21 protein-coding genes are annotated in these 25,360 nt (G+C 60.1%); 8 read left to right on the top strand and 13 right to left on the bottom strand.

Going from position 1 to position 25,360, the window contains the following annotated elements; translation table 11 throughout:
• Positions 1–33: 33 nt before the first annotated feature.
• The 3 genes from BSU04_RS16170 to BSU04_RS16180 all read left to right on the top strand — a co-directional run bounded on the left by BSU04_RS16170 (position 34) and on the right by BSU04_RS16180 (position 4,855).
• Positions 34–1,395 carry an MFS transporter gene (locus tag BSU04_RS16170; protein WP_089161534.1) on the top strand — a complete coding sequence of 454 codons (1,362 nt, stop codon included), beginning with the start codon at positions 34–36 and terminating at the stop codon, positions 1,393–1,395.
• A 459-nt stretch (positions 1,396–1,854) separates the two neighbouring features.
• Complete coding sequence (locus BSU04_RS16175) at positions 1,855–3,132, top strand: MFS transporter (protein WP_089161535.1); 1,278 nt, start codon at positions 1,855–1,857, stop codon at positions 3,130–3,132.
• Between the two features lie 85 nt (positions 3,133–3,217).
• A complete protein-coding gene (locus tag BSU04_RS16180; protein WP_089161536.1) occupies positions 3,218–4,855 on the top strand; it encodes a methyl-accepting chemotaxis protein in 1,638 nt (545 codons plus the stop codon).
• A gap of 59 nt (positions 4,856–4,914) precedes the next feature.
• On the opposite strand, the gene BSU04_RS16185 is transcribed toward BSU04_RS16180, so the two are convergent.
• A complete protein-coding gene (locus tag BSU04_RS16185; protein ID WP_089161537.1) occupies positions 4,915–6,396 on the bottom strand; it encodes an HD domain-containing phosphohydrolase in 1,482 nt (493 codons plus the stop codon).
• A gap of 150 nt (positions 6,397–6,546) precedes the next feature.
• Here BSU04_RS16185 and BSU04_RS16190 point away from each other — a divergent pair, with 150 nt between their 5' ends.
• Entirely contained in the window at positions 6,547–7,338 is a 792-nt protein-coding gene (locus BSU04_RS16190) for an alpha/beta fold hydrolase (RefSeq protein ID WP_089161538.1), read from the top strand.
• Between the two features lie 117 nt (positions 7,339–7,455).
• A protein-coding gene (locus BSU04_RS16195) for an IS3 family transposase (protein ID WP_373452836.1) occupies positions 7,456–8,591 on the top strand; the annotation gives its coding sequence in 2 pieces (ribosomal slippage) (positions 7,456–7,720 and positions 7,720–8,591; 1,137 coding nt in all).
• Positions 8,592–8,957: 366 nt separating this feature from the next.
• Here BSU04_RS16195 and BSU04_RS16200 read toward each other — a convergent pair.
• Positions 8,958–9,866: a LysR family transcriptional regulator gene (locus BSU04_RS16200; protein ID WP_089161540.1), complete on the bottom strand. Its 909-nt coding sequence runs from the start codon at positions 9,864–9,866 to the stop codon at positions 8,958–8,960.
• Positions 9,867–9,966: 100 nt separating this feature from the next.
• Here BSU04_RS16200 and BSU04_RS16205 point away from each other — a divergent pair, with 100 nt between their 5' ends.
• On the top strand, positions 9,967–11,034 hold the full coding sequence (locus tag BSU04_RS16205; RefSeq protein ID WP_089161541.1) for an SDR family oxidoreductase: 1,068 nt from the start codon (positions 9,967–9,969) through the stop codon (positions 11,032–11,034).
• A gap of 114 nt (positions 11,035–11,148) precedes the next feature.
• Here BSU04_RS16205 and BSU04_RS16210 read toward each other — a convergent pair whose 3' ends face one another.
• The 9 genes from BSU04_RS16210 to BSU04_RS16250 form a co-directional block, all read right to left on the bottom strand.
• Positions 11,149–11,670 carry a DUF2889 domain-containing protein gene (locus BSU04_RS16210; RefSeq protein WP_089161542.1) on the bottom strand — a complete coding sequence of 174 codons (522 nt, stop codon included), beginning with the start codon at positions 11,668–11,670 and terminating at the stop codon, positions 11,149–11,151.
• Between the two features lie 13 nt (positions 11,671–11,683).
• The gene (locus BSU04_RS16215; protein ID WP_089161543.1) at positions 11,684–12,508 is read right to left on the bottom strand and encodes an HpcH/HpaI aldolase/citrate lyase family protein; all 825 of its coding nucleotides are present in this window, start codon (positions 12,506–12,508) and stop codon (positions 11,684–11,686) included.
• 37 nt (positions 12,509–12,545) lie between these two features.
• A complete protein-coding gene (locus tag BSU04_RS16220) occupies positions 12,546–13,295 on the bottom strand; it encodes a GntR family transcriptional regulator (protein WP_089161711.1) in 750 nt (249 codons plus the stop codon).
• 80 nt (positions 13,296–13,375) lie between these two features.
• Entirely contained in the window at positions 13,376–14,566 is a 1,191-nt protein-coding gene (locus BSU04_RS16225) for a CaiB/BaiF CoA transferase family protein (RefSeq protein ID WP_089161544.1), read from the bottom strand.
• Positions 14,563–15,747: an acyl-CoA dehydrogenase family protein gene (locus BSU04_RS16230; RefSeq protein ID WP_089161545.1), complete on the bottom strand. Its 1,185-nt coding sequence runs from the start codon at positions 15,745–15,747 to the stop codon at positions 14,563–14,565. Before BSU04_RS16230 ends, BSU04_RS16225 begins: the two co-directional genes overlap by 4 nt.
• 47 nt (positions 15,748–15,794) lie before the next feature.
• Positions 15,795–17,177, bottom strand: coding sequence for an MmgE/PrpD family protein (locus BSU04_RS16235; RefSeq protein WP_089161546.1), 1,383 nt, complete (start codon positions 17,175–17,177; stop codon positions 15,795–15,797).
• Positions 17,174–18,520 carry an MFS transporter gene (locus BSU04_RS16240; RefSeq protein WP_179258346.1) on the bottom strand — a complete coding sequence of 449 codons (1,347 nt, stop codon included), beginning with the start codon at positions 18,518–18,520 and terminating at the stop codon, positions 17,174–17,176. The genes BSU04_RS16235 and BSU04_RS16240 overlap by 4 nt, the downstream gene beginning before the upstream one ends.
• A gap of 128 nt (positions 18,521–18,648) precedes the next feature.
• Positions 18,649–19,149: a MaoC family dehydratase gene (locus tag BSU04_RS16245; RefSeq protein ID WP_089161548.1), complete on the bottom strand. Its 501-nt coding sequence runs from the start codon at positions 19,147–19,149 to the stop codon at positions 18,649–18,651.
• A gap of 183 nt (positions 19,150–19,332) precedes the next feature.
• A complete protein-coding gene (locus BSU04_RS16250; protein WP_089161549.1) occupies positions 19,333–20,244 on the bottom strand; it encodes a LysR family transcriptional regulator in 912 nt (303 codons plus the stop codon).
• A gap of 397 nt (positions 20,245–20,641) precedes the next feature.
• Here BSU04_RS16250 and BSU04_RS16255 point away from each other — a divergent pair, with 397 nt between their 5' ends.
• Together BSU04_RS16255 and BSU04_RS16260 are read left to right on the top strand one after the other, a co-directional pair.
• Positions 20,642–21,352, top strand: a complete 711-nt coding sequence (locus BSU04_RS16255; RefSeq protein ID WP_089161550.1) for an SDR family NAD(P)-dependent oxidoreductase — start codon at positions 20,642–20,644, stop codon at positions 21,350–21,352.
• A gap of 59 nt (positions 21,353–21,411) precedes the next feature.
• A complete protein-coding gene (locus BSU04_RS16260; RefSeq protein WP_089161551.1) occupies positions 21,412–21,648 on the top strand; it encodes a tautomerase family protein in 237 nt (78 codons plus the stop codon).
• 73 nt (positions 21,649–21,721) lie between these two features.
• On the opposite strand, the gene BSU04_RS16265 is transcribed toward BSU04_RS16260, so the two are convergent.
• The gene (locus BSU04_RS16265) at positions 21,722–23,191 is read right to left on the bottom strand and encodes an N-acyl-D-amino-acid deacylase family protein (RefSeq protein ID WP_089161552.1); all 1,470 of its coding nucleotides are present in this window, start codon (positions 23,189–23,191) and stop codon (positions 21,722–21,724) included.
• A gap of 21 nt (positions 23,192–23,212) precedes the next feature.
• Positions 23,213–24,673 (bottom strand): M81 family metallopeptidase, encoded by a 1,461-nt coding sequence (locus tag BSU04_RS16270; RefSeq protein ID WP_089161553.1) that lies wholly within the window; start codon positions 24,671–24,673, stop codon positions 23,213–23,215.
• Between the last annotated feature and the right edge of the window lie 687 nt (positions 24,674–25,360).

A 25,360-nucleotide genomic window follows, 5' to 3' on the forward strand; every position in this document is an offset into this window, starting at 1 on the left:
AGCGCGTCGTTAATTATCTTTGGAGCAGTGAGAATGCCAAAAAGAATCGGCAATTTACGGTGGGGGATTGTTTCGCTACTGGTCGCTCCCATCACCTTCGTCATGACGCTGGATCGCGCTGCAATGACGATCGCTGCGCCCACGATCCAGAAGGAGCTTGGTCTTTCGCTTGTCGAGATGTCAGTGATCCTGACCATCTATTTCTGGACGTACGCATTGGGACAAATCCCTGCCGGAAGACTGGCCGAGCGTCATGGGTCGAGGAAGGTGCTGTTTGGAACAAGCGCTCTTTGGTCTTTGATGATGATAGTGACGCCGTTCGGCGTGGGTTTTAACTGGCTCGTTGGCTGCCGCGCCCTGCTCGGAGGCGCACAATCTGCTGACTGGTCAAGCGGCGTGCTCGCAGTGAAACGCTGGTTTCCCAAGAATGAACGCGCGAAGGGGAACTCCTTTCTCCTGGGTGGTCTCTATCTCGGACCTATCATTTCCGCGCCTCTTACTGCCTGGATGATCTTGCAGTTCGGCTGGCACTCCGTCTTCTATGTGTTCGGTGCAATCGGCCTTGTATTGGGAATTGCCTGGTGGTTCGGTTATCGCGATGTGCCCGCGCGGCACCCTCTGATTACCCCCGAGGAGGCAACGTATATCGCTGCGGGACAGTCGGAACCAGAGGCGGTAGCCAAAGGGGTATTCCTGAGGTGTCTCCGGCATCCGCGGTTCTGGCTTTTCGGTATCCAGTACTTTCTGTTGGTCCTGATCCAGAGTTTCTATACGACCTGGCTGCCAACTTATCTTATGCGCGCACGTGGGCTTTCGCTCAAGTCCATGGGATTCGCGGCATCGCTTCCATGGATCGCCGTATTCGTGGCGGTATTTGTGGCGGGGATCGTATGCGACAAGATATTGAAGCGCACTCAATCGGTCTGGGCCGCTCGCGCTCCGGTCGCCATGGTGGGATTTCTTGTTAGCGCTATCGCCCTCTGTCTGGCTTCATGGGCCGTCAATATTGCGGCCGTCATTGGTTTCTTGTGCCTGTCTTTCGCTGCGGTAGGTTTTGTGCAAGTCGTCGTCTGGTCGGCAGCCCAAGACCTGGCGCGAGATTTTACCGGCGTGATGTCTGGCTGGACTAACCTGTGGGGAGCCGCATCGAACGTCGCGGGACCCGTTGCCGTCGCTTTCATGGTGAAACTCACCGGTAACTGGGGGAGCGCCCTGGTCGTCATCGCACTGGCGGCCGCGGTAGGCACGGTGCTCTGGTTGTTTGTGCACCCTGAGAAGCCGCTCTTCGATATCCCGCAAGCCGCCGTTGCCGCCCCGTCTAAAGAGCGCGTCCGGCAAGTGGCAAGCAACAGCGACTTGACCAGCGATTTGACTTCGGATGAAGCGCGCCCTTGATGTCTGCGGCCCCCGGGTTGCAGGTTAGCCGCTTCCAGGTGCACCTGACTTGAAATTTTCTTGCCGCGGTAGCGGCAAGAGCCCATTACGGCTCAATGTACCCAGTTAGTCCCTTCACATCTCAACCGCGCGGCGCCGGTCCCTGCCGGCCCGTATCAAGCAATTGATTCTCTTCATTGCGCGGTGAGGCAACGCGCGTCCCCGCCTGATTTCCGACCGTCTCCTCATTGAGCGAAATTTTTTGCTCAAGTTTTACCGATGGTTGTCGATATTGTATGAGGAATACAGTACTTAAGACATCGTCGCGGCCACCCTCATCCCAACATTCACGGATCGGCGCACCTGCAGGATAAGGCGTGAGCGCGACGGCATCAGGCGATCTGCCGCCCGGAATCAGGCATCAGTCACGCCACCGGCAGATGCAGCGAATCATGTGACTACACGTTGGGGACTTCCACCATGTTTCGCCGCGTCACCACGAAGGTGCTCATCCTCCTGTGCGTCATGTACTGCATTACGTACATAGACCGCGTCAACGTCAGCACCGCGGCCGCGCAGTTCGGTAAGGAATTCGACCTCTCGCATACTCAAACAGGCTTTGTTTTTTCAGCCTTTGCGTATCCGTATCTCATCATCCAGATCTTCGGCGGCTGGCTTGCGGATCGTTTTGGTCCGCGCCGAACGCTTACCATCTGTGCGTTCATCTGGGCCGGTGCGACCGTGCTAACGGGGCTAGCCGGTGGTCTCATGTCGCTGGTGTTTGCCCGCCTGCTGCTGGGTCTCGGCGAGGGTGCTACCTTCCCGGCGGCCACCCGTGCAATGTCAAACTGGACGACGCCCGAGCGCCGCGGCTTCGCACAAGGCATCACCCATGCTGCCTCGCGCATTGGCAACGCGGCCGCGCCGCCGCTGGTGACGTGGCTCATGCTGACGACGAACTGGCGCGGGGCATTTGTCATTACCGGCATTGTCAGCGTGCTGTGGGCGCTCATCTGGGTCTGGTATTTCCGCGACAACCCGCGCGAGCATCGCTCGATGAGTTCCGTTGAAGCGGACCGGCTGCCTGCCTACAACGTGGCGAGGATAAGCGGCCGCGTGCCCTGGCGCGCCCTGCTTCGACGCATGCTGCCGGTGACCGCGGTGTACTTCTGCTACGGCTGGGTCCTGTGGCTCTTTCTCGGCTGGGTGCCGCAGTATTTCCAGCATCAGCACATGCAACTGGGTAAATCAGCGCTGTTCGCGTCGGGCGTATTCCTGACCGGCGTGTTAGGCGACTGGCTTGGCGGCGAGCTGACCGACTTCATCATGCGTCGAACGGGCAACCTGCGGCTCGCGCGCAACGTCATGGTCTCGACGTGCATGTTCCTCGCGCTGCTGGCGCTTGCGCCGATCATGCTGGTCCATTCGCTGTCGATTCCCCTTGCTGCGCTCGCGCTGTCAGTAGGCTTCTTCTTCAACGAGATGACGATCGGGCCGATGTGGGCCGTGCCGATGGACATTGCCCCCCAATACGCGGGCACTGCGAGCGGCATCATGAACATGGGGTCCGCTGCCGCGGCGATTGTCAGCCCGGTGGTCGGAGGCTGGATCATCGATCACACCGGCAACTGGAATCTCCCGTTCATTGTCTCGATGGCATTGATGCTGAGCGGTACGCTGCTCGCCTTCGTGATGCGGCCGGACCGGCAGTTACCGGGTGAAGCAAATAGTGGCGAGCCCTCGGCCGGCTACGCCTGATGCAACTGGCCTCGAACAACACAACAAATCTGCGTGTGCCACGGCAAAAGCCTTGCCGATCAGCGCGGTAAACAAGGAAGAAGAAATGCTGAGAAACCTGTCGATTCGCGCTTGTTTGAGCGCGATGATTGCCTTCTTCGGCGTGGTGCTGCTGCTTGGCGCCGCGGCCGGATTGCTGTCGCTACGCGCGAGCAATGCGTCGCTACAGCAGATGTACACGGTCGATACACCCGCCGTCGCCGACCTGGAAGGCAGCGCCGGACAATTGCTGCGTCTGCGCCTGGCGCTTGCGACCTACGCGTCGCTCGTCGATCTCAACGATCAGGACGGTGCCGCAGCGGTGCTCAAGCGCTTCGATCAATATCTGAAGGTATCGAACGACCGCCTAGGGCACTATTTGAGGCACGCGGGGACGGACGACGACGAGCAACGTCTCATCAAAGACATGCAGGACAAGCGTGCCACGTTCCTGCATAACGGGATCGAGCCGGCGATGGCCGCGCTCAAGGCCGGTGACAAAACCGCGTTCCAGCAGTTGCAGGCTCACCAGCTTCCTTCACTCTATAACGCGTACGAAAAGGCGATGCTCACGCTTGAGCAATTGCAAATCGATCACGGCGCACAACGCTATCAGGACGCGCACGATCGCTTCTATGCCATCAGTATTGCCGTCGCCGTGGGCATGGTGTTGGCGCTGCTGTTCTCGTGGCTGGGCCGCGTCGTGCTGGTGCGGGCGATCGTTCACCCGGTCGATGCCACCATCGCGCAATTCGAGCGCATCGCGAGTGGTGACCTCACCGGCCGCATCGACGTGACGAGCGACAACGAAATGGGCAAGCTGGCGACCGCGCTGCGCAAGATGCAGGACTCGCTGATCGCGACGGTGAACACGGTCCGTGCGGGAACGGAGTCGATCGACACCGGTGTGCGTGAAATTGCATCGGGTAACACGGACCTGTCACAACGCACCGAGGAACAGGCGGCGTCGCTGGAAGAAACCGCCGCGAGCATCGAGGAACTGAACTCCACGGTCAAGCAGACCGCCGAGAACGCCAAGCAGGCCAACTCGCTTGCACAAGGCGCGTCGAGCCTCGCCGCCGAAGGCGGAGAGCTGACCCAGCAGGTGGTTGGCACGATCCATCAGATCGTCGACGACTCGCACCGCATGGCGGATATCGTTGGCGTCATCGAAGGGATTGCGTTTCAGACCAATATCCTCGCGCTCAACGCGGCGGTCGAAGCGGCACGCGCGGGCGAGCAAGGGCGTGGTTTTGCCGTGGTGGCGAGCGAAGTGCGTTCGCTCGCGCAGCGCAGTGCCGCGGCCGCCAAGGAGATCAAGGGCATGATCGGAGAATCGACGGCACGGGTGCAGTCCGGTGCGCAACTGGTTGAACGCTCCGGATCGACCATGACGGAGATCGTCAAGGCGATCGCCCGCGTCAGCGCGATCATGAGCGAGATTGCTTCAGCGGCAATTGAACAAAGCTCAGGCATCGATCAGGTCAACGTAGCGGTCGCGCAGATGGACGAGGTGACGCAACAGAACGCCGCGCTCGTCGAGCAGGCAGCCGCAGCAGCCGGCTCGCTGGAAGATCAGGCGCGTCGGCTCACGGCGGCGGTGGCCGTGTTCCGTACGGAAGCGTCCCGGGCGTCAAGCGCGCCGGGTGTGCGAGGACACGGCGTTGAACTGGAGCGAGCAGTGCACACCCTGGCGCATTTCTGACACGCTAGTACCCATTGACCGGCATCGATGTCAGCGCTGTCCGATGAACCGCCAGGACATCAAATCAATCCAAGCATCGACGCCTTCAAAGTGGCCGCCGCACGCGTCGAGCAAGCGAGCTTGCGGAACACGCTTTCGACATGCGTGCGCACCGTGCTGGGACTCAGCTCCAGCGCCTTTGCGACCTCTTTGTTGCTGGCGCCCAGGCTAATGTGACGAAGCACCTCCGACTCGCGAGGCGACAGCAGCGTTGCTTGGGCGCAGCGGGGTTTTTGGGCAATTACGCTCCCGTCATACTCGTCACATTCGTTCGAGATTAGCGCACTGACAGCATCGGCATTGAATCGCCCTGCCAACGCCTGCTCGCGGAGCAGCGTTGCGGCATCTTCGGGGGAAAGCGCCTCACGCCAGGGACGCTTCGAGCGCAGCGCGACCCAGGCAGCGGCCGCAGCGAGCACCTGGCCTTCACGAGCAATGCCATCGCCCGCTGCGCCCCGGAAATAGCCCGAACCGTCCAGCCGCTCATAGGCAAGCGAGGCAATCTCCGACTCGCGCGCGAGGGCGCCGATCTGCTTGCCCGCCCGCGCGGTCCAGTAAGGGACCAGTCGCACTTTCTCCCAGGCTGCCGTGGGCAATCGACCCGGCGTATTCCATATTGCATTCGGCACTGCCGCGCGTCCCATACCGTGGATCAAACCGGCGAGATACACGCGGCGCGCTGTCTCCTCACCAAGGCCCAAGCGCGCGCAGCACGCTGCCGACGCTTCGGCTACGCGCCGTGAATAGCCGGCCATCCAGGGCAGCTTCAGGTCGATCACGTCAGCGATGATTTCCGGCGCGCTTGTTTGCAGCATCGGTTGCGTATTCAGGGGTTCGTCATGGGCCGACGTACTCCACTGTTCAAGCTCGTCCAGCCACTTTGCCGCGCGGGACAATGCAAGTTGCGCAAGCGCTTGCGGATATTGACGGCCGGCCTTCTGGGTGATCAACACCTTCGCCTGCTCCACCCCATAGATCCGGCTGAAAATCTCTATATCACCGGCCAACGCAACGAGAAACACGGCATCGGGCACATTGCCGCCCTGCATCTGATGCGGGAAACCGGCGCCATCCCAACTTTCGAAAATGTGCCGCAACGCCACCTGGGTTGCGCCTGCCAGTCCGAGCATGCGCGCGACCTCGCCCGATACCTCGCAGTGAATCTGAGCCAGCGGCGTGATTGCCGCACCGAACCGTCCCGGGGATTCGTCGGCGCCGGCCCATCCAGGCCGCATCGCCAGCATGTCCGCCCTGCTGCCGATGTCGTCTCCCAGCCACTCCGCGAAACCCGCTGCGTTCGCCGTGCAGCCCGACCAGCGCAGCAGCGACACTTCCTTGACAACGCCGCACTGAGCGTCGTCGTGGCCGGCTTCGGCGGCGAGTCGCCCGGCAAGCCAACCGGTACGCAGGGAATGATCGGTTGGCTGCCCCATGCTGAGGTCGCCGACAAATGCAAGCGCCTTGACGGCGTCCAGCACCCGGATATCAGAGTCGCCTTGCATCAGTTTCGCCTCATTTTTAGCTTTCGCGTCTAGCCTCCGTCAGATCAGGCTCGGTCATTTGACCGATACAAGAGCTCGCCCAATCAGCGCATTCTCCAATCCGCACACTGATTTCCTTGCCAACCCGATTTCTTCAAGAGGACTCATATTATGAACACCCTGCTCAAAAAATGCCTGGCCGCTACGCTGCTGCTCGGTGGCCTGATGTCGCTCGCCGCATTCACGCCAGCCAGCGCCGCGTCTTCGCCTGACGACCTGAAGGGCAAAAACGTGGTGCTGGTGCACGGCGCGTTCGCGGATGGATCGAGTTGGGACAAGGTTATCCCCATTCTGCAAGCGAAAGGCTTGCACGTGGTGGCGGTGCAAAATTCGCTCAGGTCGCTCGATGACGATGCAGCGGCGACGAAACGAGTGATCGAGCAACAGAACGGTCCCGTCATACTGGTCGGCCATTCCTGGGCCGGCGCAGTCATTACGCAAGCCGGCAATGACGACAAGGTGAAAGCGCTGGTATACGTTGCCGCCTTTGCGCTCGACAAGGACCAGTCGATCAACGACGTTTTGAAGGGGAAGCCGGCACCGCCGTGGGCGTCGGCGCTGCAGAAAGATTCCGCCGGATACCTGACACTTTCGACCGATGCAATCATTCACGACTTTGCCCAGGACCTGCCCGTTGCACAAGCCCGCCTCGTAGCGGCGACTCAAGGTCCCTGGTTCGCCGGTTGTACCGACGACAAGGTGTCCGAAGCCGCGTGGCATAACAAGCCGTCGTGGTGGGTATTGACGGAAAAGGACCGCATGATTCCCCCGGCTCTGCAGGCCGCAATGGCGCAGCAAATCGGTGCGACAGTCGTAAAGGTGGACGCGAGCCACGTGGCGATGCTGTCAAAGCCGGCAGAAGTCGCCGCGGCGATCATCGCTGCGGCACGCGAAGCGCAGTAAGCCGGCGCGAGGCTCTCGGCGTGGTCATTTAGAGGTGGCTCCGGGAATCTGGACAGTCGGTTAGGTGGAATCGCTGGGTTCTGAGATTGGCATAATGGCTACAAAGGAAACCAGACGATGACGAAGAGAACCCGGCGCACGCACTCAGCGGCGTTCAAGGCGAAGGTGGCACTGGCAGCAGTACGTGGCGAGCGCACACTGGCAGAATTGGCGCAGCAGTTTGAGGTTCATCCGAACCAGATCACGGAATGGAAGCGGCAGTTGCAAGAGCGAGCGGCCGATGTGTTCGGCGCGGCGGGCGCGCCCGTCAGTGAGCCGCCGGTGGATCTGAAGACGCTGCACGCAAAGATCGGCCAATTGGCGCTGGAGAACGATTTTTTATCCGGCGCGCTCGGCAAGGCAGGCCTGCTGAGCGGAAAGAAATGATTGATCGTGCCCACCCCTTGCCGGTTTCCCGGCAAGTCAAGCTAGTCGGCATCAGCCGATCCAGTGCGTACTACGCGCCGAGCCCAGTCAGTGGCGCGGATCTGGCGCTCATGCGCCGCATCGACGAGTTGCACCTGGAGCATCCGTTTGCCGGCGCGCGCATGCTGATGCGCCTGCTCAAGCGAGAGGGCATAGTGGTCGGACGCAAGCACGTCGGCACGTTGATGCGCAAAATGGGCATTGAGGCGCTGTATCGCAAGCCGAACCTGAGCCGCAAACATCTGGCGCACAAGATCTGGCCGTACCTGCTGCGCGATCGGAAGATCGAGCGCAGCAATCAGGTGTTCGCACTGGACACGACCTACGTGCCTATGGCACAGGGCTTCGTATATCTGACTGCTGTGATCGATTGGGCTAGCCGTCGTGTTTTAGCGCACCGGGTTGCGATCACGATGGAAGCCGAGCATGCGGTGGCAGCACTTGAAGAAGCATTCGCGAAATATGGAGTGCCTGAGATCGTCAACACCGATCAAGGCAGCCAATTTACCAGTACGGTCTTCACCGACGCAGTCCTGTCGCGTGGGATCGCTCTGTCGATGGATGGCAAGGGAAGCTGGCGAGACAACGTTTTTATCGAACGGCTGTGGCGCAGCGTGAAGTACGAAGAGATATATTTGAAGGCCTATGAGTCCGTCGGCCAGGCACGGCAGTCGATCGCTAACTATCTGACGTGGTACAACCAACAAAGGCCTCATTCAAGTCTTTCGGACAAGACCCCGGATGAAGCTTACTTCGCGATGCTGCCCGCGATGAAAACGGCAGCGTGACCGCCCAGCGTTCCACTTAAAAATCGAAAAAACTGTCCGAACGAACGGGGCCACCTCTTTTCCAAACGCTACCAAACGCGACCAAACGCGACTAAACCCAACTAAACGCGCCGAGAGACTTCGCCTAAAGTCACACCGTACATACACATTTCGTATAGCTAAAGGAATGTCAAACCACTGCGGATCAGGCGTTATACCGCTGTAAAACCAAAAAGCTTCGTTGCGTTATCGACCAGAAGCTTGTGACGAAGACCGCTATCCAGAGCCCAATTCTTGACCAAGGTGAAGTTGCGTCCTTCGTCTTCTCCTCTAAACACCTCGATGTTCGTCGCCTTCGCAATTTCACGAAGACCTTTCGCGACCGCTTCACCGCACCGCGAGCGACGCCCTTAGCATGTCCAACACGCCAGCCACTTTCGGCGTTAGTTGGCGCGCTCTCTGCCAGATCACGAACAGCGGCAGGCCGTCGGTCGCGAAGTCGGCGAGAACTTCGATAAGCTGGCCGGTACGCAACTTGTCGTTGGCGAGCCACGTCGCGAGTTGTGCAATCCCCAATCCGGCCTCCACGGCTGCGAGCTGAGCCTCTGCATCACCGAACACGAGGCGATAAGGCACCGCGCGTTTCACGACTGCGCCACCTTCGGAAGCAAAGGTCCACGAACTGACCGTTCCATCGGGTCTTCCGTAACAAATGCAATCGTGTTCGACAAGCGCCTCAGTAGTCATTGGCAAACCCCGGCGCTCGAGATAGCCTGGCGAGGCGCAGAAGATGAGACGCTCGTTGCCGACATAGTGGTGCGCAATCGATGCGGGCCACTCACTCATTGCGCCAATGCGCACCGCCACGTCGACCCCTTCTTCGACAATGTCCACAAACCGGTCCGTGAACGTGACATGCGGCAGCAGATTGGGGTATTGCTCGCAGAGCCTTGTCACGATCGGCAGCACGGCAAGACGACCAAACGTCGCCGGCAAGTCTAGGCGAATACGCCCCATGGGTTCGAGCTTTTGAGCAGCCAGAATTGCTTCTGCTTCGGCAAGCTCGCGCAGTATGCGCACGCACGTTTCATAGAACGCCGAGCCTGCATCGGTCAATGCGAGGGCGCGTGTCGTTCGCTCGAACAACCGCACGCCGAGCCGCTCCTCCAGCCGGGCGACGCTTTTGCTGACCGCCGAACTTGTCAGATTAAGGCGCTCGGCGGCGGACGCGAAACTGCCTGAGTCGGCTGCATATACAAACGGAGTGATGCCCTTCAGGCTTTCAGAGGAAGACATATCACCAAGGAAAATATTTCGTGAATACACTGAAATACTATCGCGAATCACAACTCAACTATCGAATAAGCTCTATTTTTCAACTTTCTGGTTATTCGCCATGCAAAAACGCGCCTTGATCGTCGGTGCCAGCGGTGTGATCGGGACCGCGCTGTCCGAACACCTGTTATCCGATGACTGGAAGGTAACCGGCCTGTCGCGTGGACGCGGGACGCCGACCGCCGGCGTGCATATGCGCACAGCTGACCTCACTTCGCGGGATGAAGTCGCGTCTGCCCTGAACGATGTGGACGTAGACGCCGTGTTTTTCGCCGCTTGGGCGCGGCAGGCGACCGAGAAGGAAAACATCCGCGTCAATGGCGCGATGGTAAGCAACGTGTTGAACGTCATGGGCCCGTCGCTTCAAAACGGTCATGCAGCATTGGTCACGGGCCTGAAGCACTATCTTGGCCCTTTCGAGGCATACGGGACGGGCGCTGTTCCCAAGACGCCGTTCCGCGAGGAGCAAGGCCGTCAACCGGTAGAGAACTTCTACTACGAGCAAGAGGACAGATTGTTCGAGGCGGCCTCACGCTTCGGCTTCACATGGAGCGTGCACCGCCCGCACACCATTATTGGCTATGCACTGGGCAACGCGATGAACATGGGTGTGACGCTCGCCGTGTATGCCACGTTGTGCAAGCAGAGCGGCCAGCCGTTTGTATTTCCCGGCTCTGCCACGCAGTGGAACGGACTGACGGATATGACCGACGCCCGCCTCCTGGCACGACATCTGGAATGGGCGGCGACCAGTGATAAGTCAAGGAACGAAGATTTCAACGTCGCAAACGGCGATGTATTTCGATGGCAATGGATGTGGTCGCAGATTGCGAACTACTTTGGCATTGAAGCGGCACCTTTCGACGGCGTATTGCGTCCGTTGGAACATAGGATGCAGGACAGCGCCCGGCAGTGGCAGGCGATCGCTACGCAATTTGAGCTCAAGGAGCCTGCGATTGAAAACCTCGTATCCTGGTGGCATACGGACGCCGACCTTGGACGACCCATGGAGGTGGTGACCGATATGTCGAAGAGCAGGAAGGCAGGCTTTTTGGCGTACCAAAGCACGCTGGATGCGTTCATTGACCTGTTTGAACGGCTGAAGGCCGAGCGAATCATCCCCGGATAGCGCGCGCCTGGATTCACTGCCGGTTCGCTGCGCGGGTCATCGTGTGACCCGCGTTTCCGGTTTGATATCGATTGAATTATTTGGTCGTATCGCCATCGCCAACATCAGCGCGCTTCATTTTGCTTGGCTCCGGTACCACTTCGGGTAGAACGTCTTCACGGCGTCCCCCTCGACTCGCAGCGCGTGGCAGCCATCGAGTTGAAACGGCTGCCGGTCGTTCGACGCGTTGATCTCCTCGCTCATGGTCTGGAACGCGGCTGTCGCCACCCCGCCGATCAACTCGGTCAAATGTGTGCAGCCCTTCGTGCCGCCGAATAACGCGCGCGTCTCGCGCATGAAGCCGGCCTTCAGTGTCAAGCCGATCAGCTTCTTATATTCCGGACCGATCACATCGCAGAAACCGGGATAAGGGACGACCTCCGACTCCGCATGGGCATCGACGATCAGAAAATCCGTGTTGACCGTGATCCGCAGGCGCATCTGATGAATCGCTTCGCCGGCGAGGCGCACGACACCGCTCGAATAGCGGTCGTAGGTCTTTGTATCCTTGAGCACGCCTTCAATGTCGTACAGACCATCCGCGCGCCGGAAGCCACTCAATTCGATTCGGCGCACGTGGAGAAGTTGACGTTCCATAAGCTCAATACAATCAGTTCGCGACAATTCGGCTTGCGACAATGCGTTTTGCGCGATCGACAATGGGTTTGTCGACAAGTTTTCCATCGACTGCAATGGCGCCCTTCGGATTCTCCGCGAGCTTGGCCAGCACGCGCTCGGCCCACGCAAAATCCGCGTCGCTGGGAGCGAAACCCCGGTTCACGGCTTCGACCTGTCGCGGATGAATACAGAGTTTGCCGCCGAAACCAAACCGCCGGCCGGCAGCGACATCGGCGGCAATCAGATCAGCGTCATCAATGGATAGGGTCACGCCGTCAACGGGCGCCACGAGTCCGGCAAAGCGCGACTCGATCACGAATTGCGAGCGCACGTAATCGAGTTCGTGGCCACTGCCTTCCACGCCGGCATCGACGCAATAATCGAACGAGCCGAATGCAAGCCGCGAGACCGATTTTTCATGCGCGATACTGCGCATCTGCACGACGCCGACCACGCTCTCGATCAATGCAATCAGCGACACTCCATCGCCGCAACGCATTGCAACATCGGCCAGCTCACTCGCCACTTCGGCCTTGGGCACCATCACGCGCATGACCGGCGACGCGCGCACCATCTTCACGTCGTCTTCATGCCACGGCGTGCCGAACGCATTCACGCGAATCATTACACGCGGCTTGTCCACGTCCGCAAGACCGGTTTCAAGCCACTTGGCGAGACCCTCGCGCGCCTGGATTTTTGCATCGGGTGCGACTGCGTCTTCCAGGTCGATCACGACCTGATGCGCGGCCGTCGCAAGCGCCTTTGAAAAACGTTCCGGCCGATCTCCGGGCACGAAAAGATAACTGCGTAGGGACATGCCTGTCTCCTGACTTGAGGCTTCATCCGTTAAGGTGTCATCCGGCATTCCAGTCGCGCTGGAAAGTCTCGGAGTAACTGAATCGGTCAGCCGGATGAATGCTGATTGCCGCTTCGACCACTTCGCCGCGCTGATTGAGATATCGGCGGCAAAGCCAGAGTGCGGGCGTTCTCGGCTTGACGTTGACCAGCGCGGCGATAGCCGACGGCATGGCGATAGCCCGGATCTCCTGCTGCACTTGGGCAATGCGCTCGCCGAACTGCTTTTCGATCAGCGTATAGATCGGCACATGCGATTCGTTTTCGCTCACCACCAGTGAACGAAATGCCGGCTGGATAAAAACTTCGGTATGACAAATTGGATCGGGGCCGTCGCCCGAACGCCGCAATCCCGCGATCCGCAGCCACGTTTCGCCGGGCTTGGCCGTCAGCATTGCGCAGATCTCGGGGTCGCGAACCTCCGATGTCTCCTTCGATAAAATCTGCAGGACGGTATCGGCCGTATAGCGATGCAAATCGCTCAGTTGCTGCATGACTTGCCGATACCCTCCCTCGGATCGCACGGCTTTCACTGTCGTGCCGACCCCCGCCTGTCGCACGACCATGCCCAACTGCACGAGTTGCTTCACCGCTTCACGCACGGTCGAACGGCTGGCGCCGAACTGCTCGCACAGCTCGAACTCGGTTGGAATGGTGGAGCCGACCGGAAAGCGGCCACTCTGAATTTCATTGATGAGCGTCTGCGCCAATTGCATGTAACGCGGTTGCTGACCCAGGACTGTGACCATCGGCTCTTGCGTGAGGAAAGGTGAACGGGGCGGACCGCCCACATTCGCCCGTCCAGACCCGTCGCGCAACGCTTGGGCGCTCATTGCACGACGGCCTTCTCGCGGAGCGAGGCGATCCGATCAGCATCGTAACCGAGTTCCGTGAGCAGCCTGTCCGTGTCCTGCCCTAAATCGGGCGCCGCGCGCAACGGCAACGGCTCGTCAACGCGTACCGGCGCCGCCACACCGCGAATCTTGCCGAAGCGTGGATGCTCGGCATTGACCACGCCCTCGCGCTCGGCCACGAACGGATTGTCGAGCGCCTGTTTGACGTCGTAGACCGGCGCAGCGGGCACGCGGCCGCCAAAACGCCTAAGCCACTCCTGCGTGGTCGCGGTGGACAGCGCCGCATCGAGTTCCTTTTCCAGCAGGTCGCGATTGGCCAGCCGCGCCTTGAAGTTGTTAAAGCGCTCGTCCGTGACCCACGACGGTTTGTCGAGGACTTCGGCCAGCACGCCCCAGAATTTTTCCTTGTTGCACATCAGGAAGATCCAGCCGTCCTGCGTCTTGTACAACTGGCTCGGCGTAAGCGACGGGTGCGATGACCGGCGATCGCGACCGGTCACGACGTCGCCGTTCAAATACCACGTGGCGACATAGGCGAGATTGTGCATGGCGACATCGAAGAGACTGACGTCCATGTCGCGGCCAATGCCCGAGGCACGCGCCTGCACGATCCCCGCGAGCAACGCCATGGCGGCAGTCGTGCCCGTCATCAAGTCGATGATCGACAGACCGAAACGCGCGGGCGGACTATCCGGCTCGCCCGTCACCGACAGGTATCCGGCCTCCGCCTGCATCAGATAGTCATAACCGGGCCACGCCGCGCGGCTTCCCGTGCGTCCATAAGCCGACAGATGACCGCAGACAATAGCCGGATTGGATTCCTTCAACTGGTCATAGGTCAGCCCGAGTTTGGCCGGCAGGTCGCCTCGGAGGTTATTGAAAACGGCGTCGCTTTTCTTGACCAGGTCGAGCAGCACCTGGCGTGCTTCCGCCTTCTTCAGATCAAGCGTCAAGCTGCACTTGTTGCGGTTGAACGCCTCGAAAAAATGGCTGTCGCCCTCGCCGAAAAAATACGGACCGACCGCGCGGCCAACGTCGCCGCCTTCGCGGAAATTCTCGACCTTGATGATTTCCGCACCGAGATCGGCCAGATGCTGGGTCGCGAACGGACCCGCGCCGTATTGTTCGACCGCGACAATACGTACGCCAGAGAGCGGCAAAGTCATACCGGATTCCTCGCAATCAAATTCTTGGCGATAATGATTCTCTGCATCTCGTTGGTGCCCTCTCCAATGCATAACAACGGCGCATCGCGATACAAACGCTCGACATTGAATTCTTTCGAGTAGCCGTACGCGCCGTGAATCCGCATTGCCTCAATACTGTTTTCGAGTGCGGCCTCGGTTGCGAAATACTTCGCCATGCCGGCTTCCATGTCGCACCGTTCCCCGCGGTCATACGCAACCGCAGCCGCTTCAGTCAGCAAACGCGCCGCCTGCACGCGGGTCGCCATTTCGCCCAGCTTCAACGCTATCGCCTGATGCTCGCAGATCGGCTTGCCGAAGGTCTTGCGTTGCTGCGAATAGGACACGGATTCGTCGAGCGCGGCTTGCGCCAGACCCACGCCGCGCGCCGCCACATTGATACGACCCAGTTCAAGACCGCCTAATATTTGCTTCAGGCCGCGCCCTTCCTCGCCGCCGATCACTTGCGAAACCGGCACGCGAAAATCCGTGAAGGTCAGCTCGCACGTATCAATCCCCTTATAGCCGAGCTTTTCGAGCTTGCGGCTGACTTCGAAGCCAGGGCCTTTTTCGACGAGCAGCAGTGTCATGCCCTTGTGGCGCGGCTCCGCCTTGGGGTCGGTTTTCACCAGCAGCGCAAGCACGTTGCCATGCAGACTGTTCGTGATCCAGGTCTTGCTGCCATTGACCACGTACTCATCGCCTTCGCGACGTGCGACCGTACGGATCGCCTGCAGATCCGTGCCGCAATCCGGTTCCGTCAAGCCTATGCCGCCGCGCAATTCACCCGTTGCCATGCGCGGAAGATAGGTGCTCTTTTGCTCTGCGGTGCCGTTGCGCTGCACGGTCATCGCCATGATCAAATGCGAATTGATGATGCCGCTCACCGACATCCACACTGCCGAGATCCGGTCGACTATCTTCGCGTACGTCGATGTCGACAGACCCAACCCCCCATATTCCTGAGCGATCAGGCAACCGAACAACCCCATGTCCTTCATTTTCTCGACGATCTCGTGCGGGTATTCGTCGGCGGCTTCGAGCGCGTGGACGTACGGCTTGACTTCGGTCCTGAGAAAACGGTCGAGCATGTCGAGAATCAACACTTCGTTAGCCTTCGCCTCTTCCGCTGTTTCGGTCTTTTCTACATCAATGGTAGCCATGAAATCTCCTGCCTTGAAGGCGTGAAGCATTGATTAACGAGGAAGGTTCAATCGGGACGACGCAGCACACCTGCGAGCGTGGACACCGGCATACGATCGAGATCGAGAACCGCATCGCGGACTTGAGCGGCACGTTCGTGCGAGACCGCGCGCTGGGCGTTGTCGAAGAACTTGGCGACAATATCGTCGTTGCTGAGCGGCCGGTCAGACGAGCCGCGATTGATTGCTTCACGCTGGACCAGACGACGCCCGTCGCGCGTGAAGACGATCACCTCGCCGGTGTAGTGGCGCGGGAATGTGGATTCGTGATCGACCTCGTAATTGACGCGTTGCGCGAGCGACAACACCGCCGGATCGGCGAGCGAAGCGTCGTCGAGATCGTCGAGCGTGAAGCGTCCTTTGAGCAATCCGGCCGCCACGATGTACGGAATGCTGAACTGCGCGTCGTAGCTGTTCGCCGGCCGCTTCTTGTTCGATACCGGCTCGCAGACCACGTCCACGGTCGGACCCGGCACGCGCACGATCACGTTCTCGATTTCATCGCCGCTAAGTCCATGCTGCTTGTGCAGTTCGACGGCGGCGTCGGACGAAGCATGCGTGAAATGGCAAGCGGGAATCGGCTTGAGCGCGACGTGATCAATTTCCCATTGGTCGCCAAGCCCGGTTGTCGCAATGGAAAGATCCGGCAAGGCTGCGTCGTTCAGATGCAGCGCATAGAGGCCGTAGCGGCCTTCATACGGCGCCCCCGGCCCTACGAAGCCGTGTTTGGCCAGCGAGGCCGCCACGGTTCCGCTGACGGCGGCCCACCCCGGATGCAGGCGCTTGGTCCACGCGCCGTCCTGGAGAAATTCAAGACTGCCTGACGCCATGGACAGCGCAATCCCCTGCGCATGGGTCGCGCTTGCTTCGTCGAGCCCCAGCAGGCGCGCGGCGGCCAGCGTGCAGCCGAATGCGCCGGCAAGTCCCGTGGGATGAAAGCCGGCCTTGTGGAAACCGCCTTGCGCGACCGCACCTACTCTCGTGGATACTTCCATCGCGCAAAGATAGGCGGTGAGAAGATCGGCGCCGCTCGCATTCTCGCGCTCGCCGAGACCAAACACGCAGGGCAAGGCGCTAGCGGTCGAATGAATCACGCCGCGTGCGTGGGTGTCGTCGAAATCGAGACCGTGGATCAATACGCCGTTCAGGAGCATCGCGTCGCGCATGGCGAGACGTTCCGAATGCGCGAAGACCGACGCGTGGCCGCTGCCGAGTTCCTGCATGGCGGCAAGGGTGATGCGTGAATAGTTGAAGGTAGTCGTCGCGAATGCAAGACCGATGCTATCCAGCATCAGATGCTTGGCGCGCTCGCGTACCGCTTGCGGTACATCCGACAATTGCAGGTTCGTCGTGAAGCGGGCAAGCGCGGCGGAGATGGAAGTTGAGTTCACCGTGCAATTCCTCCTTGCTTGAAATCGAGGGTGGAGTCGAGTGCGTCTTCATCCGGCGACGCCGCTTCGAGCGAATACTGATTCGCATCCACACCAAGAGAGACGATAGCCACGATTAACAGGATCAGCACTCCTGACACCATGCCAAGCACGCCGAACAATCCAAACTGGGCATAAAGCAGGACAGCGATATAGGACGTGGTCATTGATGCAAGCCGGCCGCACACGCCTGCCGCGCCCGTTCCCCGCAAGCGCAACGCCGTGGGAAACAACTCAGGCACGTAGCCAAACAGACCCAGAGTGACAATCGCGAAGATGCAGCTCACGAGCACGAAACCGACACAGGCAATCGCGGCGTTGGCGACCATCTGCGGATAGATGAAGCCAAGCACGATTGTCATGACCGAGAAAAACACCAGACCCTTCGCTCGCCCCAGACGGTCCGCACTGAGGAAGCCCAGTATCGCGCCAAACGGAGCGCCGAACGACATCAGCGTGGTAAAGCCAAGCGATGTCACCACGTCACGCCCTTCCTTCACAAAGAAGGTCGGCAGCCACGCCACGAAGCCGTACACCGCAACATTCACCGCGATCGCGGTCAGGGCAGCCGTCAGCGTCCGGCCGATCATGCCGCGCCGGAACAGCGCGCTGAACGGCAATTGCGGAACCTCGAGATTCTGCGTGCGCGCGCATTCGGGCAACGGCCCGCGCTGCTTTGCCACCTCGGCTTCGATCGCGCTCACGGTGCGCTCGGCCTCGTCAAGCCGGCCGACCGATTCCAGCCAGCGCGGCGACTCGGGCATGCTGTGACGCAGCGCCCACACAATCATTGCGCCAACGCCGGCGATGCCGAACATCCAGCGCCATCCCAGCGTCGGGATCACGACATAACCCACGCTCGTTGCGATCACGAGCCCCGAGTTGACGATCAATCCGAGTAGCGATATCCATCGTCCGCGATACGCCGGCGGGATGAATTCGCACAGCGTTCCGGCCGCGACAACCAGCTCTGCGCCCAGCCCGATGCCCATCAGGAAACGACAGCCAATCAACCAGTAGATGTTCGGCACAAAGGCGGCTGCGATCGACATCACGCCGAACAGTGCAAGGTTGAACTGATACGAAGAGCGGCGTCCGAAGCGGTCACCGAGATAGCCCGACAAGCCCGCGCCGATCACCATCCCGCAGAATCCCGCCGATACGAACAGCGCGTTGAGCTGTAGCGTCGAGAAGCCTTGCTTCATCATCGCGGCCGCAACACCGCCGGCGAGATACACGTCGAACGCATCGAGGCACGCGCCCGCGCTGATCAGGCCGAGGATCTTCCAGTGGAAAGCAGCCATCGGCAATCTGTCCAGCCGTGCACCTGAGCTTACGAGTTGATTCACAATTGTCTCCTTACTGCGCAAGAGGTGGAACGTCGTTCGTTCTTGAGCCGGATCGACATTCCTTGGCGGCCTGCGGCGGTGGTCTAGTCCCCTGTGCCGTGGCCCTTCTTGGCGATCAACGCGGTGCGCACGAAATCCATGACAGGCGTGCCGTCCTGCTTGAATGCACGCGTATGGACAGTGACGATGCCTTGCGTGGGACGTGACTTCGATTCGCGTTTTTCAAGCACTTCCGATTCGGCGTACAACGTATCGCCGCAAAATACGGGACCTGTCAGCTTGATCTCCTTCCAGCCGAGATTCGCAATGGCCTTGCCGCTGACGTCATTCACCGACATGCCGAGCACGATAGCGACCGTCAGGCCGCTATTGACCAGCAGTTGCCCGAACTCGCTCTTTGCGGCAAACGCGGCATCGCAGTGCATGGGATGGAAGTTCATTGTCAGCAACGAGAAGTGGATATTGTCGGCCTCGGTGATCGTCCGTCCCGGGCGATGTTCGTAAATGTCCCCGACCGTAAACTCCTCGAAGTAACGGCCATAACTCGCGCGATACCGTTGCTTCCCCACTTCTTCGGCTTGCATGTTCGGGCTCCTGTCTCAATTGTTTGTTTGTACGGACAAAGTATCTTCCCAAAGTATTTGCGGGTCAATCAAGGGTATCTACCGAGAAACGGCGGGCAAGGTTTTATATGAGGATTTGAGCGGGTTCGCAGGTCTATATGACGGCGGCCGGCCTGCAAGGTGAGGTATCGAGGAAGGTGTCTTTTATGCGCCTAGTCTTTCCATCAGGAAGTCCACAAAACTGCGCACCCGCGACGACAGATGCCGGCCATGCGGATAGAGCAGGATGAACGGTCTCGAACATCCGCCATAACGAGGGAGCAATTCATTGAGTGTTCCGTCCGCGAGGTCCTTCTCCACAACGAACCGATAGGTCTGGAATACTCCCGCGCCATGACGCGCCAAGGTCACCCCGGCAAGCACATCGCCCGACGATCCATATCCTCCGCGGGTCGCGATTTCCACGCAACTGCCGTCTTGATTGAACTGCCACGGTATGTTGCGGCCGCTACTTGGCAACTCAAACTGAATGCACTCGTGGTTAATCAGATCGTCCGGGGTTTTCAGTTCGTGGGCGCCGCGCAAATACGCAGGGGATGCTACGACCACCAGTTCCGAATCCTCCAGCTTTCGCGCGATCAGGCTTGAATCCGGAGGAGCGCGCCCCCGGATCGCCAGGTCAAAACCTTCGTCCGCAAAATCGATGTTGCGGTTACTGAGGTGCGTTTCGACTGTGACGCCCGGATACTGCTCACGAAATTCCGCCAGCAGGGGAAGGACGCGATAGTGGGCGTACGGCGTAGGCATGCTGATGCGCAGGACGCCAGCCGGGGTTGTCTGTTGCCCCGTCGCCTCCCGCTCCGCATCCGCGAGATGTCCAAGCGCCAGCCGGCATTGCTCAAAGTACCGTTTTCCCGCGTCCGTCAGTCGAATCTGTCGCGTTGTCCGGACGAACAACTGTACGCCGAGGCGTTTCTCAAGCGCCGCTACCGAACGGCTGACCGCAGCAGGATTCACGCTCGCAGCCGCGGCAGCGGCCGTGAAACTTTCCAATTCAGCAGCCAGACAGAACAGTTCGATACTGCCCAGAAGGAGCCCTTCAAATTGACGCTGCATAGTCTCTCGATGACATAAAAACCTGCTCTTTCCGGCGCGACTTTCAATAGCTATTGGCTCGCTCAAAAACTCGGTCCACGTCTTTATCTTAGCGTCGGGATGCCGGCGTGACGGATAAACCGCGACGATGGTTAGCGATTACAAAGACATGGCCAATCGACCGTGAAATGGTGCCCTAATCTGAGTATTCGTGCCTGCCCCTTCGTGACCATCACGGTCCCGACGCGACATTTCACGTCGCCAGCCGCGCGTCTGATTTGTTCTCACCACGCAAGACTGTTTGTCCATGGCGGGTATTCGAACTCGACGTCCACACGCCTAGACTGCGTTCAGCACTTCCAGATGCCGTCGGTCCTGACGGTCAAGACAGCTGAATCTACTTATTTAGAGGCTTACCATGAGCACGTCACACAAGGTTGTGGTCATCACTGGCGCGTCCCAAGGCATTGGCGCAGAACTGGTCAAGGCTTTCCGGGAACGCGACTACCGCGTTGTCGCAACAGCACGAAGCATCAAGCCGTCGGACGACACCAACGTTCTGACGGTGGCGGGTGATATCGGCGACCCTGATACGGCCCGTCGCGTGATTACCGAAGGCGTGGCACGCTTCGGCCGCATCGACACGCTGGTCAACAACGCCGGCATTTTTATCGCGAAACCGTTTACCCAGTACACGGCCGAAGACTACGCAGCCATCACGGCCGTGAACCTCTCTGGATTCTTCTATATCACGCAGCTCGCGATTGCTGAAATGGAGAAGAATTCGAGCGGCCACGTCGTCAGCATCACGACCACCCTGGCCAACCATGCCATCAGCGGTGTGCCATCGGTACTGGCATCGTTGACAAAGGGCGGTTTGAACTCGGCCACGAAATCCCTCGCGATCGAGTACGCAAAGAGCGGGATTCGCGCGAACGCCGTCTCGCCGGGCATCATCAAATCGCCGATGCATGCGCCTGAAACGCATGCGGCGCTCGGGGCGCTTCATCCTATGGGGCATATGGGCGAGATGCGCGATATCGTGAACGCTGTCCTGTATCTGGATGCGGCACCTTTTGTGACAGGCGAGATCCTGCATGTCGACGGCGGGCAGAGCGCTGGTCACTAAGCATTTCCGGGCGCCGGCAGCCGGCGCCCCTTTAGTTGCGCACCATAGGAGCGAGCGACATGCCTATTGTCACCATTCAAGTTACCCGCGAAGGGTCCAAGCCTGGACAGGACTCGGTTACGGCGGAAGAGAAGGCTCAGCTTATCAAGGGCGTGAGCCAGGTTTTACTCGACGTACTGAACAAGCCACTTGATGCGACCTTTGTTGTGATAGAAGAGGTGGACACTGAGAATTGGGGCTGGGGCGGACTACCGGTCCAAGCGTTCCGCCGGCTGCGAGGATCGAAGTCGGCGTAAACGTTGGCCGGTGCGTTTCGTTCAGGTTGAACAGGGGTTGTGCCGGGCACGGCAAAGCGCTCGACCCATAACCTCAATTCAACCGGGATCGTACAATCACTTCTCCCGCACGCGCACCGCAGTGTTTGCCTTGCCACCACGTCAACTCCCCGTTCACCACGACAGCTTCCACGCCGTCGGCGGCTTCGGTCGGCGTATCGTAGGTCGCTCGGTCCTTGATGGTAGCGGCGTCGAATATGACGACATCGGCGTGATTACCCGCCTCAAGCGTGCCGCGCCCCGTCAAGCCAAAGTTCTTTGCCGTCAGGCCGCTCATCTTCCACACCGCGGTTTCGAGCGGGAACAGTCCGATGTCGCGGCTGTAGTGCCCGAGCACCCGCGGAAACGTTCCCCACAAGCGCGGATGCGGCTTCTCGCCCAACGGCAACCCGTCCGAACCGATCATGGTGTCTTCGAATGCGAGGATGCGCCGGACGTCGTTCTCGTCCATGCTGAAGTAGATCGCGCTCGCCGGTTGCAGGCGTCTGGATGCGTCGGAGCGGCTTACGCCCCACTCTTCAGCAATTTCACCCAGATCGCGTCCCGCCAGTTCAGGATGCGCTTCACTTGTCGAAATCATCACTCGTCCCTGAAGTTTCGTTTCATCAGTGTGGAGCATGGTCGAGCTGGCGTCGTAGGGGTAGCAATCGAGTGCGACGCACTGGCACTGCATCGCCGCGCGGATCAGCGGCAACGTGATCGTCGACTTGCCGAAGTTTGCCTCGCGCATCAGCTTGTGATGTGAAATCACGACCGGCACGTCAAGCGCTCGGCCAATCTCGAACGTCTCGTTGAGCGAGTCGATACAGCCGTCGGCTTCGTTGCGCATATGCGTCACATAGACCGCACCGGTGCCCGTCAGCGGGCGGCATACGCTGATCACCTCTTCCATTGGTGCGGCAGAGGCAGGCGGATAGTACGTGCCCGTCGAGATACCGATCGCACCGGCCTCAAGCGCCTCGTTCAGCAAGCCCTGCATCGCTTCGATCTCCTCGTCGTTGGCGGCCCGGTCGAGCGAATCCATTGTCATCACACGCAGGGTGCTATGGCCCACCATCGCGGCCACGTTGACGGACGATGGCGAACGGCGAACCGCGTCGAGATAGTCGGCAAAACGCGAGAAGGTAGCGCGTGGCGCATGTTCGTCGCCAGTCAACAAGGTCAACGGCATCGGGCGTGGCGCATCCGGGCTCAACGGTGCGAGGCTGATGCCGCAGTTGCCGGTCACGACCGTGGTGACGCCTTGCGAGATCTTGCAGATCATCTGCGGATCGGAGAGAACAGCGGCATCATCGTGAGTATGCGAATCGATGAAGCCCGGCGCGACGATCTTGCCAGTCGCATCGATAGTCTTCGCCGCTGTACGCGCACGCAGGTCACCGATCTCCGCGATACGTCCGTGACGAATTCCCACGTCGGCGTCAAAGCGCGGCCGACGCGTGCCGTCGATCACCGTTCCGCCGCGAATGATAAGGTCAAATATATCGTATTCCTGACTAGTCATGAGAGATGATCCATGGCGTGGTTATTTGGTGAGCAGCCGGTTATGAATGGGCCATTTTGGCAGCTTGATCTTTTTATACGGCAACGCCGACCAGTCGGGACTCGCGGAACCGGGTGCGCCAACGTAGAGGATCTCGTGAGCAATGGTGGAGAACGACGCGTGAAAGTGCTGCGCCGACTTGACCACCACAATCTTCTTTTGGGCCGGGTCGCACCCGAGTTGCGTGAACAGGTCAATGTTGAGCGCTTGCGCGCGGCGTGTGGAAAGCACAATCTCAATGCCCTGCATTTCGATCAGCGCGCAGTCGCCGAGCGGGGACGGCGTGCCTGCCTGACCGGTCATCGTCATGTCCGGGCACACGGCGCGCACCCGACACCGCCCATCGACTGGCGTACCCGACTGCGGCCCGATCTTGCCGCCGATCCGCAGATCAAGCGTGGCGCCGACGCCGGCATCGAAAGCGATGCTGACCGCAACCGGATCCCACAAGGGCCCGAGCGCCGCATCACCCATGCCGCGCGCCAGCATGCGCTGCAGGATGAAGGTCGAGTCGCCCGCTGCGCCGCTGCCCGGATTGTCGGAGCGATCCGCCAGCACGACCGGCGCGCCGGCGGATGCCAGCGCGCGGTCCAGCGCCGTGTCGATATCGAGGTAACGCACAAGCAACGCGTCGCGCAGCGTGATGACCTCATCGGCGAACCGCCTCGCGATGGCTTGCGCCATGGGCGCATCCTCATCGGCATAGACCAGGACCTTGGTGCCCATGTCCTTGACATCCCCCGTCGCGAAGCCCTGCACGATCGAAATCGATAACACGCCGTCGTGCCCCTCCAGCGCCTGGGCGCGATCCGTCAGCGAGCGGCCGGGTTCGCGCGTGGTGTGAATCGGCACGACCATTCCGCAGTCAACTACCGCTGCAACCGGATTGATTTCGCCCACTGCAGTGCGCTGACAGAGATCGGCCAGTTCCAGCGCACGCTCGAGCACGTCGGTATGCGGGTACTCCTTGAACATGATGAGCACGTCGGCATGGCCAACCATCGCTTCGCTTAGGTGCGCGTGCGGGTCCAGCTCCGCACCGATCACGGCGTCGGGGCCGACTATCTGCCGGACCTCGCGCAACAGATCGCCTTCACAATCGTCGTAACCGTCGGCCACCATTGCGCCATGCAGGCCGAGCAACACGATATCGACGGGCAGTGCCGCGCGCAGATCGGCCAGCAGCTCGTCGCGCAAGGTCTCATACGCCAGACGCGTCACCACGCCGCCGGGATTCGCCGATGCAACAAGTCCTTCGACTACTGTCCAACCATAGGTAGCGGCGCGTTGACGTGCCGCCCATAGGGGGCCGCCGAAGAAAGTCATTTCGCCGGGATGCTGCCCAGCCCGGAAATAGCCACGATCGTGGAACGCGCCGATGCCTGTCGGGATGGGCGCGAAGGTGTTCGTTTCCGTGGCAAGGCTGCCGGTAAACACACGCATTGAGGTCTCCTTGGTTTTTCGTTCGCACTTGGGGTTGGGCGGGTGTGCTAGGTTCCGGGGTTAGTGGTCGGGGTTGGTGCCGGGGTGCCGGGGTGCCGGGGTGCCGGGGTGCCAGGGTGCCGGGGTGCCGGGGTGCCGGGGTGCCAGGGTGCCAGGGTGCCAGGGTCCTGGGTTAGCGGTCTGGGTCAATGCCGGGTTGCTGCTTTCAGCGTTAGCGGTCTGCATGAGTTGGCTCATTTCTTTAGCACTATTAGCCACTGTGCGTGGCGGCACGTCATTTCTTTGTCCAAAGCGACAAAGAAACGAAGCAAAGAAAACGCTTTCAAACCACGCTACCCTAAGTGCCCACAGCGTGCAGTTTCTATTCATGGGTGCCCCAAAAGCACGGTGCTCGCCAGAGCCACGGATGTGTGAACCCCTCTTTCTCCGAACACGGGTTCTGACACGCTTCGCCACCAGTGACTGAACCTGCCCAAGGTTCACCCCGCGCTATCCGCGAACAACCAACCACCAAATTAGTACGCTCGGCGCAACCACGTCGCAAACCCACCAATAAACCATGCCGTGCAAACGAGTAAGGCCCTACCCCCGAAAATAACCGCGCCAACCAAGCAGCTGACCCACCAAGAAACGCAGCAGAGCATACTCGTGAGGCCGCACTGGTTGCGGGGTGAATCGTGCTTGCCC

This window comes from Caballeronia sordidicola (genome assembly GCF_002220365.1).
In the GTDB taxonomy this organism is placed as follows: domain Bacteria; phylum Pseudomonadota; class Gammaproteobacteria; order Burkholderiales; family Burkholderiaceae; genus Caballeronia; species Caballeronia sordidicola_C.